Below are 21,438 nucleotides of genomic sequence, written 5' to 3' on the forward strand. Positions count from 1 at the left end.
ACATCAATCAATGCAAATACGCGATTTAGGGGTTTTAGCTGCAGTTATTATGGTTGTAGCGATGCTCATTATCCCTCTTCCACATTGGTTATTAAGCTTTTTAATTATCGTCAATATTACATTGGCGATTCTTGTATTATTAACAGCCATGAATATGAAAGAAGCTCTTGATTTCTCGATTTTCCCGACAGTTATTCTTTTATTAACCCTATTCCGTCTGGCATTATCGGTTTCAACAACACGTGCTATTTTAGCAGAAGGTGATGCAGGACAGGTAGTAGAGACATTTGGTAATTTCGTTACAGGCGGGAATATTTTAGTCGGCTTAGTAATTTTCCTATTACTTGTTATTATTCAATTCATCGTTATTACAAAAGGTGCCGAGCGTGTTGCTGAAGTAGCTGCACGTTTCACGTTGGATGCGATGCCGGGTAAGCAAATGAGTATTGATGCTGATTTAAATGCAGGAATGATTTCCGAGAAGGAAGCGCGTGAACGACGTGAAAAGGTATCCGGAGAAGCGGACTTTTATGGCGCGATGGATGGTGCTACAAAGTTCGTAAAAGGTGATGCAATTGCTTCTATTATCATGGTAGGTATAAACTTATTGTTTGGTATGATTATTGGTATGGTGCAAATGGAGCTAAGTTTTGGCGAAGCTGCAGCAAAATATTCACTGCTGACAGTCGGTGACGGACTTGTATCACAAATTCCCGCGTTATTAATTTCAACCGCTACAGGGATTGTAGTAACACGTGCTGCCTCTAAAGGAAATCTTGGTTCGGATATTACCGATCAATTATTTGCACATTCAAAACTACTTTATGTTGCTGCAGGTACGATTTTATTGCTCGGATTGTTTACACCAATTCCTGATTGGATAACAATGCCTGTCGCTGCAGTTTTGGCAATTGGTGCGTTTCTAATGGATCGTAAAAAGGATGAAACTCCAGAAGAAATGATGGAAATTGAAGAAGAAGTAGCTTCAGATACGATGAAAAGTCCCGAAAATGTTATTAACTTATTAAATGTAGATCCAATAGAGTTTGAATTTGGATATGGGTTGATTCCATTGGTAGATGCTGCGCAAGGTGGGGATTTACTGGACAGAGTTGTCATGATTCGCCGTCAGCTTGCATTAGAACTTGGGATTGTTATTCCAATTGTTCGTATCCGTGATAATATACAACTACAACCGAATGAATATCGAATTAAGATTAAGGGAAATGAAATGGCAAGAGGTGAATTATTGCTGGACCATTATTTAGCAATGAGCCCCGGGGATGACGACTTAATTGATGGTATTGATACAATCGAGCCTTCATTCGGCCTTCCTGCAAAATGGATTACAGAAGCAGTAAAAGAAGATGCAGAAATGTTTGGGTATACAGTTGTGGATCCACCGAGTGTTGTATCAACACATTTAACGGAAATCATTCGTGCAAATGCCCATGATTTACTAGGACGTCAAGAAGCGAAGCAATTGATAGACCACTTACGTGAAACACATGCGATATTAGTAGACGAATTAATCCCAGCGCCACTCTCAATTGGTGAAGTGCAAAAAGTATTGGCGAAATTACTACGTGAAAATGTTTCCGTACGCAATTTACCAATTATATTTGAAACACTTGCAGATTATGCAAAACTTACGAGTGATACGGATATATTAACCGAGTATGTAAGACAAGCATTGGCAAGACAAATAACGGCTCAGTTTGTTGGTGGTCAACAAGCCCTGAAAGTCATTACTGTTTCTGCAAAAGTGGAAAAGTTATTGGCAGACAGCATTCAACAAACAGACCATGGAAACTATTTGGCAATGGATCCGCAAGAATCACAATTTGTTCTGGAAGCAATAGCAAAGGAAGTGGAGCGTGTATCTTATATGGAGCAATCACCAATCATGCTTTGCTCACCAGGTGTGCGTATGTATTTAAGACAGTTGACAGAGCGGTATTTCCCACAAGTTCCAATTCTATCTTATAATGAGCTAGATGCAGCAGTAGAAATTCAAAGTGTTGGGGTGGTGAATGTTGAATGAAGATGAAAAAATATAATGCACCTTCTATTGCCGAAGCGATGAAACAAATCCGGTCAGATTTAGGCGAGGATGCAGTTATTTTAAATTCAAAAGTTGTCGTAACGAAAAGATTTTTTGGATTGGTAAAAAATAAAAGCTATGAAGTAGTCGCTGGCTATGACCAGGTAGAGAAAATACCAGCCTACTTCTCTTCACAAGACATTCCAACTCGTCCTACTTTCAAGGATGATAGAACAATGCCTATGAACCAGTCATCTTCACCTGTGGAAAAGCCTAAAAAAGCATCACAGGAGGATAGTTCTGCAATATCAGGAAATTTAGTGAAAGACATTGCAGAATTAAAGTCTATGATGCAGTCAATGCAACGCATGTCGACGCAATCTCAATATCCGAATGAGCTCTTACCTTTTGTCGATTTTTTAAAACAGCAGGAACTTGGAGAGGAGCTTATCACAGCAATTAGTGATGAGCTTTTTGAACATTACAGTCAAAATAATCAACTTACATGGAACGAAATGCAGGAAATAGCGAAAGACTATTTAAGAAAAGAATTATATGACCTTCCCATTAGTGGGATGTCATATGATAAAAAATATATTAATGTTTTAGGTCCAACCGGTGTCGGAAAAACAACAACGATTGCTAAAATAGCAGCACGATCAGTTTTGGAAAAGAAAAAGAAGATTGGATTTATTACGACCGATACATACCGAATTGCGGCCATAGAGCAATTAAAAACTTATGCTGCCCTATTACAGGCACCTGTAGAGGTCGTTTATAATGCTGCAGATTATGCAGAGGCGATAAAAAAATTAGCGCATTTAGACTTGATCTTTATTGATACTGCTGGAAGAAACTATAAAGAAGCTAAATACGTAAATGATTTAAAATCTTTAATACAATTTGATGACCAACTGGAGTCTTACCTAGTATTATCTTTAACGGCAAAGCAAAAAGACTTGGAATCAATTATTGAACAATTTAAGGACATAAATATAGAAAAATTTATCTTTACAAAGCTTGATGAAACAAATTCTATTGGCACTATGTTTAATTTAATGATTAAATATAATAAAGGACTCGCTTACTATACGAATGGTCAAGAAGTACCAGAAGATATAGAACAGCCAAGTAGTGATAAGCTACTAGAGCTTTTTTTCAAGGAGAATTTAGATGAAGGATCAAGCTGATAAACTACGTCAAAAAATGCTTGAAAGCGAAGAGACGATAGGAAGATCAATTGCAGTTGTAAGCGGTAAAGGCGGGGTAGGAAAAAGCAATTTTACAACCAACTTTGCAACACTATTGGCTAAAACAGGTAAAAAGGTAATCATCCTTGATATGGATATCGGGATGGGAAATGTCCATATTCTCGTGGGCAACTCTGTAAAATATAGTTTGAAAGATTACTTGGATGGCCAAATAGCATTGGAGGATGTCACGTTCAAAACAGAAGAAGGTGTCAGTTATATATCTGGAGGATCTGGCATGTCGTCATTAATGGATTGGTCACCGGCTGTTTTTGATCGTCTAATAACTGCTTTTGAAACACTGCAGAAGGAATATGATTTTGTATTCTTTGATATGGGTGCAGGAGTCGTTAATTGGTCGCTCGATTTATTAACATCAATCGAAGAAATCATCGTCATTTCAACAGCTGAACCGACTTCAATTATGGATGCCTATTCGATGATGAAGTTTATTCACCTAAATGATCCTCAGAAGAAATTTTATTTATTATGTAATCGAGCATTTACAGTAGAGGAAGGTTTAGAAACGACTCAGCGATTAAAAACAGTCATGATGAAATTTTTGGGAAAGGATGTCCACATTCTTGGTTCGCTTCCGGAAGATTCAGTTGTCCGCCAAGCCGTGCGTCAACAATCCTTGTTTACGACGATCTATCCGGATGCTCCTGTTTCAAAAACTATGGGCAAGCTCGTTCAGCAGTTTTTAACAGTAGAAACGGAAATGAAAGAAGTGCACGCTTCAAGTCAGTCAAGTAAGTTTTTATCCAAATTAAAAAACATCTTTTCGAGAGGTCGTGGTTAAATGAGCATCTTAAAGAAAAGTAAATTATTGGTTGTTGACGACTCCGCCTTTATGCGGAAGTTAATAAGTGATTTTTTTTTGGACCATCCGTACATCGAAGTAATAGGAGCAGCACGCAACGGTAAAGACGCACTTAAAAAAATTGAACAGTTAAAGCCGGATGTCGTAACTATGGATGTAGAAATGCCTGAAATGAATGGGTTGGAGGCTTTAAAGGAAATTATGCAAAAGCATCCTGTGCCTGTTGTCATGCTTTCTAGTACCACACAGCGTGGAGCCGATAATACCTTAATGGCGATGGAGTATGGTGCAGTTGACTTTGTAGCGAAGCCGAGTGGGACAATTTCGTTAGATTTACATAAAATTCAAGATGAATTAGTTCGGAAAGTGATAGGTGCTTCGAAAATTTCTATTTCGAAGTTGCATAAGCCGCTCCGTACAAAATTAGCCATTAATCAACCAATGAGAGTAACAGTTTCAAATGAAGAATCTATTGACACTACAAAGACAAAACCATTGGAAACGTCATTTCCTACAATTTCACAAAAATCATGGGCAAAGACGTCCAAAAAAATTATATTAATTGGTACTTCTACAGGAGGTCCAAGAGCTTTACAAGAAGTAATTACCAAAATACCTGCAACAGTAAATGCTCCAATCTTGATTGTACAGCATATGCCTGCAGGATTTACAAAATCATTGGCTACAAGACTTGATCAATTAAGTGAAATTCATGTGAAAGAAGCAGAGCAGGGCGATATATTACAAAAAGGAACTGCTTACCTTGCACCAGGCGGATATCATCTTAAATTAAAAAAGGTCGGATCAAGTTTCGCAGTCGTACTGGACCAAGATGAGCCTCCTCGATCAGGTCATCGTCCATCTGTAGATGTCATGTTTGAAAATGTAAGTCAATATTCCGATTTTGATAAAATCGCTGTAATTATGACTGGAATGGGATATGACGGTTCAAAAGGATTAGTTTCACTTAAAAATACAGGAAATGTAATTGCTATTGCAGAGTCAGCCGAAACGTGTATCGTTTATGGAATGCCAAAAGCTGCTGTGGAAACGCAGCTTGTAGATGAAGTGGCAGATGTTGATAATATTGCACAGACAATTATGAAATATATGCCTTAAAAAAGGGGTGTCTTCTAAATGGAATTAAATCAATATTTAGAAATGTTTATTGAAGAAAGCAAAGAACATTTGCAAGCATGCAGCGAACACTTATTGGAATTGGAAAAAAATCCGGACGATTTAACAATTGTCGGAGAAATTTTCCGGTCTGCCCATACATTAAAAGGAATGGCAGCAACAATGGGTTATGAGGATTTAGCAGATTTAACGCATAAAATGGAAAATATACTAGATGCCATCCGTAACGGAAAAATTAAAGTTAATGCTGAAATTTTAGATGTAGTTTTTGAATCTGTTGATCATCTTGAAGAGATGGTATTTCATATCGCTGATGGCGGAGATGGCAAACGCAATGTCCAGGCAACGGTTGAAAAATTAAAGCGCATTGAAGCTGGGGAACCTTCTGTAGCAGCAGAAGAGAAGATGTCCCAGCAGGAGACAGTAGCTACAACCGCTGATATCCCTAATGAGAAGATTACAATTACAGCAGCTGGATTAAAACTATCCTACGATGACTTTGAAAAAACTGTTATTCAACAATCGTCTGAACAAGATTTTAATGCTTATGAAATAACGGTAGCTTTACGGGAAGATTGCTTATTAAAAGCTGCCCGTGTCTTTATGGTATTTGAAATTTTGGAGAAAAACGGTGATGTTATTAAATCATCGCCAACAGTAGATAGATTAGAAGACGAACAGTTCGATAGTGAATTCCATGTTGCGTTTATTTCAAGGGAGTCATCTGAAGATCTACATAAAATGCTAATGAAAGTTTCAGAAATTGATTATGTTATTGTCAATGAAATTCATAAGGAAGTATTTGTTACAAAGACAACTGCGATTGATACGCAAGTAGCACCTATTTTGGAAGTAGTGGCGCCTTCAGCCAATGATGTTTCAGTTCCAACTGAAAAACAAAAATCAACGCCAAATACTAACAGTAAATCTTCTGCCCATACGTCTAGCAAAACAATTCGTGTAAATATTGAGCGTCTAGATATTTTAATGAATTTATTTGAAGAGCTTGCAATTGATCGTGGTCGTTTATTGTCAATTGCTTCTGAAGTCAATCATGGAGAATTAAATGAAACGGTAGAACGTATGAGCCGTACAATGGGTGATTTGCAGAATATCGTCCTAACTATGCGGATGGTTCCGGTGGAAACAGTGTTTAACCGTTTCCCTAAAATGGTGCGTCAGTTATCCCGTGATTTAAATAAGAAAATCGAACTTAATATAGTTGGCGCTGAAACAGAGCTAGACCGTACAGTAATCGATGAAATCGGTGACCCACTTGTACACTTAATCCGAAACTCTGTGGACCACGGCATTGAAAGTCCGGAAGTACGACGTTCAAAAGGCAAACCGGAAGAAGGAACAGTTGAACTACGCGCCTACCATAGCGGCAATTATGTCTTTATTGAAATAGAGGATGACGGAGCAGGAATTAATCGTGATAAAGTGCTGGCAAAAGCACTTTCCAAAGGAATCGTATCACATGAACAATCATTGACGATGACAGAAAAGCAAATTAATGAGCTGATTTTAGCGTCAGGATTCTCAACGGCGGATGTCATTTCTGATGTTTCCGGTCGAGGTGTAGGCCTGGATGTTGTTAAAACGACAATTGAATCTTTAGGTGGGAATATTTCCATCGAATCGACATTGAATGTTGGCTCTGTGTTCTCTATTCAATTACCGTTAACTCTTTCGATTATTTCTGTTATGTTAGTGGAAATTGAGAAGGAAATTTATGCAATTCCGTTATCTTCAATTATTGAAACATCCATTATACGGACTTCAGACATCTTAAATGCACATAATCAAAAAGTAATTGATTTCCGTGGGAAAGTTGTGCCGCTTGTCTTCCTTGAAGAGATTTTTGGAGTGCCGCGTGACGAAAAAAATGATGATGGTTTCCATTCTGTGGTCATTGTCCGTAAAGGTGATAAGTTAGCGGGATTAGTAGTGGATTCATTCATCGGACAGCAAGAAATTGTCCTGAAGTCATTAGGAAACTATTTAACTAATATTTTTGCGATTTCTGGTGCAACAATTTTAGGGAATGGTCAAGTGGCGTTAATTGTGGATTGTAATGCATTAATGAAGTAAAAAGGATAAGAGGTGTGAAAGATGACGAATGCAATAGAGCAAAAAAACTTAAAAGTAATTGTATTTCAATTAGCTGATAAAGAATATGCAATTCCTGTTTCTCACGTTAAGGGAATCGAAAAATTAATGCACATCACCCGTGTACCGAAAACTGAACGTTTCGTTAAAGGTGTCATTAATCTTAGGGGCGTCGTAACACCAGTTATCGATTTACGAGAACGTTTTGATTTGCCTATCTCGGGAAACGAAGAAACAACACGAATTATTATCATAACACTTGAAACAATGGAAGTTGGTTTTATAGTGGATTCTGCAAACGACGTATTGGACATTGATGCAGCCTCAATTGAACAGCAACCGGAAGTAGTTGGCTCCTTGGAAGAGGATTTTATCGCAGGAGTTGCTAAATTGGAAAACCGCTTATTGATTTTACTTCATTTAGATAAAGTGTTAAATCTAAATGAGAAATGATTAATTTTCCGGGTAAGTTCATCTTACCTGGAATCTATTAAAGTAGGGATTATTAATGAACTTCAGTGAAAAAATCACTTCACTCCATTTAGATGTATTAAAGGAAATTGGAAATATCGGCGCTGCCCATGCTGCTACGGCATTATCGACTTTACTGCAAAAGAAAATCGATATGCGTGTACCAGATGTGAGAATGGTTTCATTTAATGAAATGATGGAATTGGCGGGTGGGCCGGAAAATGTTGTTGTAGGTATTTACCTACGTATTGAAGGTGATGCCCAGGGAAGTATGTTTTTTATTCTGCCGCTTGAACAGGCCAATCGATTTATTCGTAGCTTAATACGCGATGATTCTTTTGACTTCAATACGCCTCCATATTCTGAGTTAGGTTTATCTGCTATGCAGGAAATGGGTAACATTTTATCGGGCTCTTATTTATCTGCTTTATCGGATTTTACAGGCCTTAAAATTTATCCGACTGTACCAGGTTTAAGTATTGATATGTTCGGTGCCATTATTAGTATCGGACTTATTGAACTCTCGCAAGTAAGCGACACTGTAATTGTTATAAATACATCCATTTATGAGGAAGCTATTTCCGATGATGAGGCAGTGAAGGGGCATTTCCTTTTGATGCCGGAGCCTGATTCATTCGAAACAATTTTTAAAGCATTAGGAGTGCCTACTACATGATGGTTACCAATTTATACGAAGTGATTAAAGTAGGGATTGCACAAATGGATATTGTTAAAGCCCCTCATACAATCCGTACTTCAGGTCTTGGTTCATGTGTTGGAGTTGTTATTTATGACGAATCCAAAAAAATAGGCGGCATGGTTCATGTAATGCTGCCTGATTCAAGCCTGAATCGTACTAACACTTTAAATGAAGCGAAATTCGCAGATACAGGTATTCTTGCTTTAGTAGACAGATTAAAGCGGGATGGGGCACAAAGCTATAAGTTGAAAGCTAAAATCGCCGGTGGTGCACAAATGTTCCAATTTACATCGGATAAAGATTCGATGCGTATCGGTCCAAGAAATGTCGAAGCGGTAAAAGCGCAATTAAAAAAGCTGAACATACCGATTATTTCAGAGGATACGGGTGGAAATAGTGGTCGCACAATCGAGTTTAGTCCGGAAACAAATATACTGAATGTCCGAACAGTAAATAAAGGAGTGAGTGAAATTTGATGTTTGGTTCAATATTTTATAACTGTTGGGCAGCATTACTATCCTTCGCTAGTTATTTTATTTTGGCAATTCAAAATCCGTATGCTTTGCCACTCCAAATAATAAGTACATCTTTTTTAGTCGCGTTCATAGCATTCGTTGGGATGTATTTCCTGCGTTATTTTCTAGGCTATGTTTTCTATACACCGGAAACGCCTGTCTTTGCAGAAACCGAAGATGAGATTATCGGTCAAACAATGTTAGATGAGAGTGATCAGCAATTTTCAACTCGTAGTAATCAGTCCACAATGGAATTTGATGAAGAAAATACGGAGGATATTGCTCAAGTCGTTCGAACGATGTTGCATGGAGATGAGGCACTTTCCCGATAAAAGAGTCGTACTTTCGGCTCTTTTTTTGTTTTTTGAAAATGTGTAGATGTTGTGTCTCACAGTTCCTTACATGTTTATTCTTGGGCTTTTTGGTATAATGAATAGTAATTATACTCACTTTAACTACAAAAGGGGGAGGTACGTTTGACTGAACAAGGACATGGAGACGAACAAGCCTTATGGGTTCGTTGGACAAAGAACCGAGATCCTGAAGCAGGAGACATGTTAATCAAAAAATATAAGCCACTTGTAACGTATCATGTACAGCGTATAGCTGTTGGACTTCCTAAAAATGTTTCGAGAAATGATTTAATGAGTCTTGGAATGATGGGACTTTTTGATGCTTTAAATAAATTTGATATAAATCGAGATTTAAAGTTTGATACGTACGCATCCTTTCGTGTACGGGGCGCAATAATTGATGGACTTCGGAAAGAAGACTGGCTTCCGCGTTCAGCACGTGAAAAGGCTAAAAAGTTGGAAGCACAAATTGAGTCACTTGAGCAAAAGCTAATGCGCCATGCAACCCCTGAGGAAGTTGCTGCACAAATGAATTTACCTGTTGAAGAAGTTTATCAAACCTATCAGGAACATTTTTTTTCAAATGTACTTTCAATAAATGAGCAACTTGATCAAGAAGATAGTGAAGGCAAAACTTTTGTCATTCGTGATGACCATACAAAGACACCCGAACAGCATACAATACATTTAGAGCTTTTAGGCGATTTGGCAGCCAATATAAAAAAGCTGAACGAAAAAGAGCAGCTTGTCATTAGCTTATTCTACTCAGAAGAAATGACATTGACTGAAATTGGGGAAGTCTTGGAGTTATCTACATCACGCATTTCTCAAATACACTCTAAAGCATTGTTTAAATTACGTAAATTATTGTCTTCAGAAATGATTAATACGTAAGGAGGCGTCTGTATGAGTTTAAAAGGGCTGGAGCTCCAAATTGCGATTCCAAAAACCTTTGATGCAGGGAAAATGGCGGATCAGCATCAACAAAACACTATTCTCCAGCAAATGCATGCAAATGAAGCACTTAAAAGGGAAATAGAACGCAAGCAACTTTCGGTAAATGAATCGGATAAAATGGATGCCCTAAAAGATGATGATGAACACTCTGAAAACAATCAGTCACAAACGCAGCACGATAAGAAAAATAAAGACCAATTGGAACAAAAAGCACAACACCCTTTTAAAGGGAATCTTTTTGATTTTAGTGGTTAGGAGAAGTTATGACGACAGCACTAATAGTTATGCTCTTTCTCATCCAATTAATTACGATTTTCGCCATTGTCATTCTGAACAGTAAGCTTTCTAAATTTAATGATTTAGAAAAGCGTCAAAATGAACTGGTAAATGAGATGGACAACGCCATCAGTGTGTATTTAATGGAAATGAGAGAAGAGAATGACCGACTAATTAATGAACTAAAAAAGCAGCCTGTTCCTCAAAAGGCAGTGCATGAAAACACAGATAAGCAGCTTACACAGCATTCCGGAGATAAAAACATAAAGATGAATGAGGAACAAGCTGCGACTGGAATAACTAAAAAAAGTCCGGTTACAGAACAAGAACCGCGAAAATTCATTCCCGTCAAGCAAGCAGCAAATGCATACAAGAAACAAAAGAACAAACAATTCGATGCAGTGGAACAATCAGTAGAATCCGAGTTGTTCACAGCAGCCGAAGATGTACCGCCAAAACAGTTAACTACTGAACAGCGAGCAGTCGAGCTTTACCGAAATGGAAAGACAATAGAAGAAATCGCTAAAATCATGCAACGAGGCAAAACTGAAATTGAGCTTCTCGTAAAGTTTCACGCGTAAAGGAGTTGCACTTGAAAGGCGAGTGTGATATAGTTACAAGCGGTGTTAACAATACACACGTATTTTGATGTAGTAAGTGGTGCTCGTAAGTCTACGGGTAGCTTGTTGCAGATGAAAAATGCGGAGGAAAAAAACCAAACATATTAGGAGGAAACACTCATGTCAGTAATTTCAATGAAACAATTACTAGAAGCTGGTGTACATTTCGGTCACCAAACTCGCCGTTGGAACCCAAAAATGAAGAAATATATCTTCGTAGAACGTAACGGTATTTACATTATCGATTTACAAAAAACGGTTAAAAAATTAGAAGAAGCATACGATTTCATGCGTCAAGTTGGTCAAGACGGTGGTAAAGTTTTATTCGTAGGTACGAAAAAACAAGCACAAGAAGCGATCAAAGAAGAAGCTGAACGTTCAGGTAACTACTACATCAACCAACGTTGGTTAGGTGGTACTTTAACAAACTTCGGTACTATTCAAAAACGTGTTAAACGTATGAAAGATATCGAGAAAATGGAAGAAGACGGTACTTTTGCTGTACTTCCTAAAAAAGAAGTAATCCAACTTAAAAAAGAGCACGAACGCTTAGTTAAATTCTTAGGCGGTATCCGTGATATGAAAGCTATTCCAGACGTAATGTTCGTAGTAGACCCTCGTAAAGAGCGTATCGCAGTTGCAGAAGCAATCAAATTAAACATCCCTCTAGTTGGTATCGTAGACACTAACTGTGATCCAGATGAAATTGATTACGTAATCCCTGCAAACGACGATGCTATCCGCGCGGTTAAATTATTAACGGCTAAAATGGCTGACGCTTTATTAGAAGCTAAACAAGGTGAAGAAGAAGCTCCAGCAGTAGAAGAAGCTACAGCTGAGTAATTCACTTTTAGAAAAGGTGATAAGTGGATGAACCCCTTATCACCTTTTTTTGAGAAATGAATGTAAAAATGTGTGAATCGTTGAAACTTCACGATTTATCGCTTAAAGTATGAAATAGTGTAAATAAATTTTTCAATATATTTAGGAGGAAACTCAACATGGCAAACGTTACTGCACAATTAGTAAAAGAATTACGCGAAAAAACAGGCGCAGGTATGATGGACTGTAAAAAAGCTTTAGTACAAACTGAAGGCGACATCGATGCTGCAATCGACTTCCTACGTGAAAAAGGTTTAGCTGCTGCTGGTAAGAAAGCTGACCGTATCGCTGCTGAAGGTACAACTTATATTTTAGAAAACGGTAATGAAGCGATTCTTTTAGAAGTAAACGCTGAAACAGATTTCGTTGCGAAAAACGATAAATTCCAATTCTTAGTTTCTTCATTAGCAGAGCAATTATTAGCTGCTAAACCAGAATCAGTAGAAGCTGCTATGGAGTTAGAAAAAGACGGCGTGAAAATCGTTGATCAAATTTCTACAGCTACAGCTACTATCGGTGAGAAAATTTCATTACGTCGTTTTGAAATCAAAACAAAAACTGATGCAGATGCATTCGGTGCATACTTACACATGGGCGGCCGTATTGGTGTATTAGTAGTTCTTGAAGGTTCTACTGATGCTGCTGCAGCAAAAGATATCGCAATGCATATCGCTGCTATCAACCCAACTTACATTTCTCGTGACGAAGTTTCTGCTGACGAAGTTGAACGTGAGCGCAAAGTATTAACTGAGCAAGCGTTAAACGAAGGTAAACCAGAAAACATCGTAGCGAAAATGGTAGAAGGTCGTCTTGGTAAATATTTCGAAGACGTATGTTTATTAGACCAAGCTTTCGTTAAAAACTCAGATCAAAAAGTTCGTGACTTCGTAAAATCTTTAGATGCTACTGTAACAAGCTTCACTCGTTATGCTGTTGGTGAAGGTATCGAGAAACGTGAAGATAACTTTGCTGAAGAAGTAATGAGCCAAGTTAAAGGTAACTAATTAAATTACAACTTAAATTAACCTTAATTTAAGCAAACAGTAGGGAGCACCATTTGCGTGTTCCCTATTTTTAAAGAAATCTATTTTTGATTTAAGTGAAGTGCGATACATAGCAAATCGGGTCGTATTTCCTTTAAAATAAATGAGTAACGGAGGTCTACTATGAGTGTGTCACAATACAAACGAGTAGTAATTAAACTAAGCGGGGAAGCATTAGCTGGGGAATTGGGCTTCGGTTTCTCACCAGATGTAATTAAATCAATCGCTGCAGAAATTAAAGATGTTATCGACTTGGGTGTAGAGGTTGCATTAGTTGTCGGTGGCGGAAACATTTGGCGCGGGAAAATTGGCGCTGAAATGGGTATGGAGCGTGCTAATGCAGATTATATGGGTATGTTGGGAACAGTGATGAATGCACTTGCTCTACAAGACTCATTAGAAAATCTAGGCGTTCCAACACGTGTTCAATCATCAATCGTTATGACGCAAGTGGCAGAGCCATATATTCGACGTAAAGCAGTTCGTCATTTGGAAAAGTCACGTGTCGTAATTTTCGCTGCGGGAACAGGTAACCCTTATTTCTCAACAGACACGACAGCAGCTTTGCGTGCCGCAGAGATTAATGCAGATGCAATTTTAATGGCGAAAAACAATGTGGATGGTGTATATTCTGCAGATCCAAAATTAGATTCTGAAGCAGTTAAGTATGACACACTTACGTATTTAGACGTTATTCAGCAAGGTTTACAAGTAATGGATTCAACAGCTTCAACATTATGTATGGATAATGATATTAAGCTTGTCGTTTTCAACTTGTCAGAACGTGGTAATATTAAACGTGCCGCAATGGGCGAAAAAATTGGAACAGTTGTTAGGAGAGATGCGTAATGACTAAACAAGTATTAGATCAAGCACAGGAAAAAATGACAAAATCAATCGGTGCCTTCTCACGTGAATTGGCATCAATTCGTGCAGGTGTAGCAAATGCTTCATTATTAGATCGTATTATGGTGGACTACTATGGTTCTCCAACACCGATCAACCAAATGGCGGGTATTGCAGTACCGGAAGCACGCCTTTTAGTAATTCAACCTTATGATAAATCTATCTTAGGTGAAATTGAAAAAGCAATTATGCGTTCTGATATCGGTATTACACCGACAAACGATGGGAATGTTATTCGTTTGGCAGTTCCTGCTTTAACAGAAGAGCGTCGTAAAGAACTCGTTAAACAAGTAAAAAAAGAAGCTGAAGAAGCAAAAATTGCTGTACGTAACGTACGTCGTGATGCTAATGATGACTTGAAAAAATTAGAGAAAAATGGCGAAATCACAGAAGACGAATTACGCGGCTTCGGTGAAGATATCCAAAAATTAACAGACAACTCAATCGTAAAAATTGAGGAATTAGTTAAAGAAAAAGAAAAAGAAATTTTAACAGTTTAATTTTGATCCTTCACTTAAAGGTGGTAAAGAATCCTTAATGGAGTTTACTCTCCGCGGTGAAGACAACTATTGTTAATAATTACTTTATTTCGCGCTATTGGACAACTATAGCGCGAAATCTTTTACTGAAGTTGTATGAACTTTAAATGGATTAAGACGTCCTGTTAGTAAGGACGTTTTTTTAATAATGGAGATAAAATTTCATTTTGAAAAGTTAACATTGGAGGGAATTTTTGATATCGGTATAGAAATACTAGGTCACCCCCCATTTTTTCCTGTTATTTGAAGGATGAGTTGGAAGAATGATACATAGGATAGAAAATAAAAGGACATTTTTTCTGTTTTTTAAAAAAGAGATGGCGAATATAAGAAGGACAGGCTATACCTTTTTTGATATGATGGAGAAGTAAGTAGTCCGATTTATGCAGTTGGGGGAATTAACTATGTTTAAAAAACTTTTTGGGAAAAATACAAGTAAAGAGCAACCATTCAGCGATGGAAGTATGGACTTAGTTAAGGGAGAGGATATCCCTACCCATATTGCAATTATAATGGACGGAAATGGACGTTGGGCGAAAAAGCGTTCAATGCCAAGAGTTGCAGGACATCATGAAGGAATGAAAAATGTCCGGAAAATAACACGTTGCGCTTGTGATTTAGGAGTAAAAGTTTTAACGCTGTATGCATTTTCGACAGAAAATTGGAAGCGTCCTAAATCAGAAGTTGAATTTTTAATGCGTTTACCAGAGCAATTTTTAACTTCCTTTTTACCGGAGCTTATGGAGCGTAATATTAAAGTTGAAATGATTGGTGTAATGGATTCCTTGCCGGAATATACTCAATCAGCTCTTAGAAAAGCGATGGATGAAACGAAAGATAATACCGGATTGGTTTTAAACTTTGCGATGAATTACGGTGGGCGCGCGGAAATTGTTATGGCGATGCAGCAACTGATGAATGATGTTGAAGCAGGAAGACTGACAATTGACGAATTAAATGAACAACATATTTCACAATATGTAATGACAGCTCATTTACCTGAACCGGATTTACTAATACGGACAAGTGGAGAAGTACGCATAAGTAACTTTATGCTATGGCAGCTTGCTTATACGGAGTTTTGGTTTACTGATACGCATTGGCCTGATTTTGACGAAGCATGTTTAAAAGAGGCGATTTCTGTATATCAAAACCGTAACCGCCGTTATGGAGGGCTGAAAGGAGAAGAAACAAATTGAAACAGCGCATCATTACTGGAGTAATTGCTGCAGCACTATTTATCCCATTTGTAATTTATGGAGGCGGGCCGTTTGCGGTGCTAATGAGTATTATCGCAGTCGTCGGCTTTTATGAATTATTAAAAATGAAAGGAATTTCAATTGCATCTGTTCCAGGAATATTAGGAACTCTTGCACTATTACTATTGGTGGTACCAAGTGACTGGTCCAAAAACATAGTAGAATTTCTGCAATATGAATCAACATTAATGATTGTATACGGTTTAGTTATATTATTGTTAATTTATATAGTGCTTGTAAAAAATAAAATGACATTTGATGAAATTGGTTTTATATTAATTGGCGCATTTTATGTCGGACTTGGTTTCCATTATTTTATCGAAACTCGGTTTATCGGACTGGAATTTGTCGTATTTGTATTGTTAATTGTTTGGACAACGGATTCTGGCGCATATTTTGTTGGGCGGAAGCTAGGGAAAAATAAATTATGGCCGGAAATATCCCCGAAAAAGACAGTAGAAGGTTTTGTCGGTGGCATTGTCATTGCTGTATGTTTTGCGATCGCGATGCAACTTTTTTATCCGATAGCTTCAAGTTGGATGCAATTAATTATTGTAACGATTGTAGCATCGATTGTCGGACAAATGGGTGACCTTGTCGAATCGGCAATTAAGCGCCATTACGGTGTAAAAGATTCAGGAACTATTTTACCTGGGCATGGGGGCATTTTAGATCGTTTTGACAGTCTCTTATTTGTAGTGCCTTTACTTCATTTCTTGCACTTTTTTAATTAATTTCTTTCAGTGAATAGATAAACATAGTTTGTATTAGACATAATTGCAGTGTAACGCAATTGATTTGTTAGGAGGAAGTATCATTGTGAAAAAGATCAGTTTATTAGGTGCAACGGGCTCCATTGGATGGCAAACGTTTGATGTTTTACTTGCACATCCAAATGCTTTTCAGCTTGTTGCTTTTTCTGCCGGAAAAAATATTGAAAAATCTCGTGAAATCATCCAAAAGTTACAACCAGAGTTAGTCTCAATGCAAACAGAGGAAGCGGCTAAAACTTTACAGGAGGAATTTCCGCATGTTTCCTTTACATATGGTGAAAAAGGGTTAGTGGAAGTTGCGACTCATCCTGATTCAACGGTTCTAGTCAATGCAGTTTTAGGGAGTGTTGGGTTGGAATCGACACTTGCAGCAATACGTATGGGGAAAACGATTGCCATTGCGAATAAAGAAACACTTGTAACGGCAGGTCACCTTGTGATGTCAGAAGCGCAAAAGTACAATGCACCAATATTGCCTGTAGATAGTGAGCATTCTGCTGTTTTCCAATCGATGAACGGTGAAAATAAAAAACGTATTGAACGAATCATTTTAACAGCTTCAGGTGGTTCATTCCGCGATAAAACACGTGATGAATTAGTCGGTGTAACGGTAAAAGATGCTCTGAATCACCCGAACTGGTCAATGGGGGCTAAAATTACAATCGACTCCGCAACGATGATGAATAAAGGACTTGAAGTTATTGAGGCACATGTATTATTCAATATGCCGTATGACAATATCGATGTATTACTGCACCGTGAAAGTATTATTCACTCTATGGTGGAATATGAAGATACTAGCGTTATAGCGCAGCTTGGAACACCGGACATGCGTGTGCCGATACAGTATGCGCTTAGCTATCCGGATCGCTTGCCCCTTTCAAATGGTCAACGTTTAAACTTAGCCCAAATTGGACAACTTCACTTTAAGGAAGTTGATTTTGATCGATTCCGCGCCCTAAAACTTGCCTATGACGCCGGTCGAATGGGCGGTACAATTTTAACGGCAATGAATGCGGCAAATGAAGCGGCTGTCGAATTATTTTTACAAGAAAAAATAACATTTTTAGAAATTGATGAATGTATTGAACGTATTATGAATAGTCATAACAATATCGCATTACCAGATTTAGAAACAATTTTACATGTAGATAGTGAAACAAGAAAAACAGTAGCAAGCATGGTAAAATAGTGAAGTGCGAGAAAAAAGAGTGTCAGTCAACTATAAGTGGACATTCATATGCATTTAAAAGCATATTTTTTTATTAGTTAACACTAGAAAAAAAGAGAACTAACTTTATGACTCAGTTCCAATGAAGGTGGGAGATTATGCAAACAGTTATAGCCTTTATTTTAATTTTTGGCTCACTCGTTTTTTTCCATGAGCTAGGTCACTTCTTACTTGCAAAGCGCGCGGGCATTATGGTTCGTGAATTTGCAATAGGTATGGGACCGAAAATTTTCGGTATGACGAAAGGTGAAACCATTTATACGCTGCGTCTTTTGCCAATTGGCGGCTACGTGAGAATGGCTGGTGAGGATACTGATACCGTAGAATTACAACCGGGTTATCGGGTAGCTTTAATAACCAACGAAGACAATATTGTAGAAAAAATTATTCTAAATCAAAAAACACATTATCAAAATGTTATATTTTTGGAAGTAGAACGTGCAGATTTAGAACGTGAACTTTGGATAGAAGGCTATGATGAGGATGACCAATTCGTTCGCTACAATGTATCGCGTACAGCGTTGGTTGTTGAGAATGGGATGGAGCAAATGATTGCGCCTCTTGACCGCCAATTTAATTCAAAATCTGTCGGTGCTCGTGCAATGGCGATTTTCGCTGGTCCATTATTCAATTTTATTTTAGCGTTCTTCATCTTCCTGATTATCGGGCTTATTCAAGGGATTCCTTCTGAGGAACCGATTATTGCAGAAGTAATTGATAATAACGTGGCGAGCAATGCAGGTATAATGGAAGGCGATAAAGTCGTGAGAGTGAATGGTCAAGCCATTTCTACCTGGGAGCAATTATCAGAACAAATATACGACAACCCAAATAAAGCAATAACATTTGAAGTAGAACGTGAAACAGGGAATGAAATAATTGAACTGACACCAAAGCAAGTTGTGCAGGAAGATGGTACAACTTATGGACAAATTGGTGTTATGCGTACGATGGAAAAAAATCCACTCCAAGCAGTTGTTTATGGTGTGGAGGAAACTTACAATATGATTGTGTTAATTGGTACTCTTGTTGGGAAACTGGTTACAGGTCAATTCTCAATTGATGCTTTATCAGGTCCGGTAGGGATATATAAAACAACTGAAACCGTCGTAACGTTCGGTCTTTACAACGTTTTATACTTTGCGGCAATGCTAAGCGTAAACTTAGGAATCATGAACTTGTTACCACTACCAGCACTTGATGGTGGCCGTTTATTATTCTTCGCAGTAGAAGCGGTAAGAGGCAAACCAATCGATCGCCAAAAAGAAGGTATGGTTCACTTCGTCGGTATCCTCCTCCTGATGATCTTAATGGTCGTCGTAACATGGAACGATATCCAGCGATTCTTCTTCTAAAGTCAATTTGAGATGATTTAACTTAATGGCAAGCAAGGTGATTGGAATGAAGGGGAGGCGACTCCTTGGGGGATAAGCACGAGGGAGGGACTACAGGCTCGAGCTGTGCCTCATGAAAAGCGCCTTCCAGTAATGGAAAGCACCTCTATGTCAGTTGAGTAATCTTAATTTAACAAAATAGGTTTAAAAATGACGGCTTTGAGCGTTTGTATGAATAATACTAGCGTTCAAAGCTAAATTTGATTAGTATTATAGAAGTAGCATTTAATATTAGTTAATGGATATAGAGCAATCATTGGCTAAAGCGCAGATAATAATGAAATATAGATCATTCTTAAATTAAAAAAAGGTGGCACTACTTATGAAACAAACAAAAACGTTTATCCCTACTTTAAGGGAGAATCCAGCTGATGCCGATGTGAAATCACACCGCATGCTAATGCGTGCAGGCTTTATCCGCCAAAACGCATCAGGAGTATATTCATACTTACCATTAGCTCGCAAAGTATTAGCGAAAATCGAGCAAATCATCCGTGAAGAAATGGAAGCAGTCAATTCCATTGAGTTATTAATGCCAGCACTTCAACCAGCTGAATTATGGCAGGAATCAGGTCGTTGGGAAGCATATGGTCCAGAACTTATGCGCTTAAAAGACCGTCATGACCGTGATTTCGCATTAGGTGCAACACATGAAGAAGTAATTACAACTTTAGTACGTGATGAAATAAAATCATATAAAAAGTTACCGTTAACACTTTATCAAATCCAAAGTAAATTCCGTGATGAAAAACGTCCTCGTTTCGGTCTTTTACGCGGTCGTGAATTTATTATGAAAGATGCTTATTCTTTCCATTCTTCACGTGAATCTTTAGATGCGACTTACGATGATATGTACCGTGCCTATTCGAATATTTTCTCACGCCTTGGCTTAAACTTCCGTGCGGTAATTGCCGACGCTGGTACAATCGGCGGTAAAGGTACTCATGAATTTATGGTTCTATCTGAAATTGGTGAAGATACAATTGCTTACTCGGATTCTTCTGATTATGCTGCCAATATTGAAATGGCGGAAGTTGTTGTAGAATATACAGCACCAACAACGCCAATGAAAGAAATGGAAAAGATCGCAACACCTGATCAAAAAACAATCGAAGAAGTTTCGGCATTCTTAAATGTAGAAGCATCGAATGTTATTAAATCATTAGTATTTAATATTGATGAGGAACTGGTTGTTGTTTTAGCTCGTGGCGACCATGAAATTAACGATATTAAGCTTAAAAATGCATTAGGAGCTACATCTGTAGAGTTAGCCGATGATGCTGCAATAAAAGAATTGCTTGGCTGTGCACCAGGTTCAATTGGTCCAGTTAAATTACCGGTCAATGTAAAAGTTATTGCCGATAATGCAATTAAATCAATTCGTAACGGTGTAGCGGGGGCAAATGAAGATGGCTTCCACTTATTAAACGTAAATCCTGAGCGTGACTTTGCGATTGGTTCTTATGAAGATATTCGCTTTATCCAAGTAGGAGACCCTTCTCCAGATGGTGAGGGAGTTATTAAATTTGCTGAAGGAATTGAAGTTGGTCATATCTTTAAATTAGGTACAACTTATTCAGCGAAATTAAATGCTACGTTCCTTGATGAGCAGGGGAAAGCACAACCGTTCATTATGGGATGCTACGGTATTGGGGTTTCACGCTTATTAGCTGCTGTTGCAGAACATTTCCAAGATGAAAATGGATTTGTATGGCCGGCACAATTAGCTCCATATGATTTACAATTAGTACCGATTAATACAAAAGACGAAGCGCAAGTACAATTAGCAGACGAACTTTACGGTGTATTAAAATCGTATCGTTATGACGTGCTATATGATGACCGTGCAGAGCGTGCAGGCGTTAAATTTGCCGATGCAGACTTAATTGGCTTGCCTGTCCGTATTACAGTAGGTAAAAAAGCTTCTGAAGGTTTAGTAGAAGTGAAGTTCCGTGCGACTGGTGAATCGGCAGAATGGGCTAAAGAAGAAGTAGTAGACCGTTTAAACGAATTTTTCCGTCAAAACTAATAATTTGTTAAGATAGAGAGAATGGGAAAGTACAAATTACATGTACTTTCTTTTCTTTTTCATGTGAAGGGTCTGTAGTTTATGGGGGAATGAAGTTATCACTGAATAAGGGTAAAAATTCCGC

The 21,438-nt window shown here is 38.0% G+C and carries 21 protein-coding genes; all 21 read left to right on the forward strand.

All coding sequences use genetic code 11. The features are described from left to right. Positions 1-10: 10 nt before the first annotated feature. The 21 genes from flhA to MKY13_RS04810 all read left to right on the forward strand — a co-directional run bounded on the left by flhA (position 11) and on the right by MKY13_RS04810 (position 21,314). On the forward strand, positions 11-2,044 hold the full coding sequence (flhA, locus tag MKY13_RS04710) for a flagellar biosynthesis protein FlhA (protein ID WP_339215508.1): 2,034 nt from the start codon (positions 11-13) through the stop codon (positions 2,042-2,044). Beyond that, positions 2,041-3,234 carry a flagellar biosynthesis protein FlhF gene (gene flhF / locus MKY13_RS04715; protein ID WP_191698393.1) on the forward strand — a complete coding sequence of 398 codons (1,194 nt, stop codon included), beginning with the start codon at positions 2,041-2,043 and terminating at the stop codon, positions 3,232-3,234. The genes flhA and flhF overlap by 4 nt, the downstream gene beginning before the upstream one ends. Further along, positions 3,218-4,096: a MinD/ParA family protein gene (locus MKY13_RS04720; RefSeq protein WP_191698392.1), complete on the forward strand. Its 879-nt coding sequence runs from the start codon at positions 3,218-3,220 to the stop codon at positions 4,094-4,096. Before flhF ends, MKY13_RS04720 begins: the two co-directional genes overlap by 17 nt. Next, a complete protein-coding gene (locus tag MKY13_RS04725; protein WP_191698391.1) occupies positions 4,097-5,236 on the forward strand; it encodes a chemotaxis response regulator protein-glutamate methylesterase in 1,140 nt (379 codons plus the stop codon). Positions 5,237-5,254: 18 nt separating this feature from the next. After that, positions 5,255-7,348 (forward strand): chemotaxis protein CheA, encoded by a 2,094-nt coding sequence (locus tag MKY13_RS04730; protein ID WP_191698390.1) that lies wholly within the window; start codon positions 5,255-5,257, stop codon positions 7,346-7,348. Between the two features lie 21 nt (positions 7,349-7,369). After that, complete coding sequence (locus tag MKY13_RS04735) at positions 7,370-7,819, forward strand: chemotaxis protein CheW (protein ID WP_191698389.1); 450 nt, start codon at positions 7,370-7,372, stop codon at positions 7,817-7,819. A gap of 55 nt (positions 7,820-7,874) precedes the next feature. Beyond that, positions 7,875-8,513, forward strand: coding sequence for a chemotaxis protein CheC (locus MKY13_RS04740; RefSeq protein WP_191698388.1), 639 nt, complete (start codon positions 7,875-7,877; stop codon positions 8,511-8,513). Next, positions 8,510-9,013, forward strand: coding sequence for a chemotaxis protein CheD (locus MKY13_RS04745; RefSeq protein WP_191698387.1), 504 nt, complete (start codon positions 8,510-8,512; stop codon positions 9,011-9,013). The genes MKY13_RS04740 and MKY13_RS04745 overlap by 4 nt, the downstream gene beginning before the upstream one ends. Then, positions 9,013-9,384, forward strand: coding sequence for a multidrug transporter (locus MKY13_RS04750; protein WP_191698386.1), 372 nt, complete (start codon positions 9,013-9,015; stop codon positions 9,382-9,384). Before MKY13_RS04745 ends, MKY13_RS04750 begins: the two co-directional genes overlap by 1 nt. A 144-nt stretch (positions 9,385-9,528) precedes the next feature. Beyond that, positions 9,529-10,299 carry a FliA/WhiG family RNA polymerase sigma factor gene (locus tag MKY13_RS04755; RefSeq protein ID WP_191698385.1) on the forward strand — a complete coding sequence of 257 codons (771 nt, stop codon included), beginning with the start codon at positions 9,529-9,531 and terminating at the stop codon, positions 10,297-10,299. Between the two features lie 12 nt (positions 10,300-10,311). Then, complete coding sequence (locus tag MKY13_RS04760; protein WP_191698384.1) at positions 10,312-10,617, forward strand: RNA polymerase subunit sigma; 306 nt, start codon at positions 10,312-10,314, stop codon at positions 10,615-10,617. A gap of 8 nt (positions 10,618-10,625) precedes the next feature. Next, positions 10,626-11,219 (forward strand): hypothetical protein, encoded by a 594-nt coding sequence (locus MKY13_RS04765; RefSeq protein ID WP_339215514.1) that lies wholly within the window; start codon positions 10,626-10,628, stop codon positions 11,217-11,219. A gap of 159 nt (positions 11,220-11,378) precedes the next feature. After that, positions 11,379-12,101: a 30S ribosomal protein S2 gene (rpsB, locus tag MKY13_RS04770; RefSeq protein ID WP_008403254.1), complete on the forward strand. Its 723-nt coding sequence runs from the start codon at positions 11,379-11,381 to the stop codon at positions 12,099-12,101. A gap of 158 nt (positions 12,102-12,259) precedes the next feature. Then, entirely contained in the window at positions 12,260-13,144 is an 885-nt protein-coding gene (tsf, locus tag MKY13_RS04775; RefSeq protein WP_191698382.1) for a translation elongation factor Ts, read from the forward strand. A 162-nt stretch (positions 13,145-13,306) separates the two neighbouring features. Continuing rightward, entirely contained in the window at positions 13,307-14,032 is a 726-nt protein-coding gene (gene pyrH / locus MKY13_RS04780; protein WP_191698381.1) for a UMP kinase, read from the forward strand. Next, positions 14,032-14,589, forward strand: a complete 558-nt coding sequence (gene frr / locus MKY13_RS04785; RefSeq protein ID WP_191698380.1) for a ribosome recycling factor — start codon at positions 14,032-14,034, stop codon at positions 14,587-14,589. The genes pyrH and frr overlap by 1 nt, the downstream gene beginning before the upstream one ends. 443 nt (positions 14,590-15,032) lie before the next feature. Beyond that, positions 15,033-15,827: an isoprenyl transferase gene (locus MKY13_RS04790; protein ID WP_191698379.1), complete on the forward strand. Its 795-nt coding sequence runs from the start codon at positions 15,033-15,035 to the stop codon at positions 15,825-15,827. Beyond that, complete coding sequence (locus MKY13_RS04795) at positions 15,824-16,621, forward strand: phosphatidate cytidylyltransferase (protein ID WP_339215519.1); 798 nt, start codon at positions 15,824-15,826, stop codon at positions 16,619-16,621. The genes MKY13_RS04790 and MKY13_RS04795 overlap by 4 nt, the downstream gene beginning before the upstream one ends. 85 nt (positions 16,622-16,706) lie before the next feature. Continuing rightward, positions 16,707-17,852, forward strand: a complete 1,146-nt coding sequence (gene dxr, locus MKY13_RS04800) for a 1-deoxy-D-xylulose-5-phosphate reductoisomerase (RefSeq protein ID WP_339215521.1) — start codon at positions 16,707-16,709, stop codon at positions 17,850-17,852. Between the two features lie 137 nt (positions 17,853-17,989). Next, complete coding sequence (gene rseP, locus MKY13_RS04805; protein ID WP_339215523.1) at positions 17,990-19,246, forward strand: RIP metalloprotease RseP; 1,257 nt, start codon at positions 17,990-17,992, stop codon at positions 19,244-19,246. 361 nt (positions 19,247-19,607) lie between these two features. After that, positions 19,608-21,314, forward strand: a complete 1,707-nt coding sequence (locus tag MKY13_RS04810) for a proline--tRNA ligase (protein ID WP_339215525.1) — start codon at positions 19,608-19,610, stop codon at positions 21,312-21,314. The last annotated feature ends 124 nt before the right edge of the window (positions 21,315-21,438 follow it).

This window comes from Solibacillus sp. FSL W8-0372 (genome assembly GCF_037969735.1).
Taxonomy (GTDB): domain Bacteria; phylum Bacillota; class Bacilli; order Bacillales_A; family Planococcaceae; genus Solibacillus; species Solibacillus faecavium.

Bases quoted from the DNA above. Each gene is read 5' to 3' on its own strand.
- flhA (WP_339215508.1), top strand. From the start codon at position 11: ATGCAAATACGCGATTTAGGGGTTTTAGCTGCAGTTATTATGGTTGTA.
- flhF (WP_191698393.1), top strand. From the start codon at position 2,041: ATGAAGATGAAAAAATATAATGCACCTTCTATTGCCGAAGCGATGAAA.
- MKY13_RS04720 (WP_191698392.1), top strand. From the start codon at position 3,218: ATGAAGGATCAAGCTGATAAACTACGTCAAAAAATGCTTGAAAGCGAA.
- MKY13_RS04725 (WP_191698391.1), top strand. From the start codon at position 4,097: ATGAGCATCTTAAAGAAAAGTAAATTATTGGTTGTTGACGACTCCGCC.
- MKY13_RS04730 (WP_191698390.1), top strand. From the start codon at position 5,255: ATGGAATTAAATCAATATTTAGAAATGTTTATTGAAGAAAGCAAAGAA.
- MKY13_RS04735 (WP_191698389.1), top strand. From the start codon at position 7,370: ATGACGAATGCAATAGAGCAAAAAAACTTAAAAGTAATTGTATTTCAA.
- MKY13_RS04740 (WP_191698388.1), top strand. From the start codon at position 7,875: ATGAACTTCAGTGAAAAAATCACTTCACTCCATTTAGATGTATTAAAG.
- MKY13_RS04745 (WP_191698387.1), top strand. From the start codon at position 8,510: ATGATGGTTACCAATTTATACGAAGTGATTAAAGTAGGGATTGCACAA.
- MKY13_RS04750 (WP_191698386.1), top strand. From the start codon at position 9,013: ATGTTTGGTTCAATATTTTATAACTGTTGGGCAGCATTACTATCCTTC.
- MKY13_RS04760 (WP_191698384.1), top strand. From the start codon at position 10,312: ATGAGTTTAAAAGGGCTGGAGCTCCAAATTGCGATTCCAAAAACCTTT.
- MKY13_RS04765 (WP_339215514.1), top strand. From the start codon at position 10,626: ATGACGACAGCACTAATAGTTATGCTCTTTCTCATCCAATTAATTACG.
- rpsB (WP_008403254.1), top strand. From the start codon at position 11,379: ATGTCAGTAATTTCAATGAAACAATTACTAGAAGCTGGTGTACATTTC.
- tsf (WP_191698382.1), top strand. From the start codon at position 12,260: ATGGCAAACGTTACTGCACAATTAGTAAAAGAATTACGCGAAAAAACA.
- pyrH (WP_191698381.1), top strand. From the start codon at position 13,307: ATGAGTGTGTCACAATACAAACGAGTAGTAATTAAACTAAGCGGGGAA.
- frr (WP_191698380.1), top strand. From the start codon at position 14,032: ATGACTAAACAAGTATTAGATCAAGCACAGGAAAAAATGACAAAATCA.
- MKY13_RS04790 (WP_191698379.1), top strand. From the start codon at position 15,033: ATGTTTAAAAAACTTTTTGGGAAAAATACAAGTAAAGAGCAACCATTC.
- rseP (WP_339215523.1), top strand. From the start codon at position 17,990: ATGCAAACAGTTATAGCCTTTATTTTAATTTTTGGCTCACTCGTTTTT.
- MKY13_RS04810 (WP_339215525.1), top strand. From the start codon at position 19,608: ATGAAACAAACAAAAACGTTTATCCCTACTTTAAGGGAGAATCCAGCT.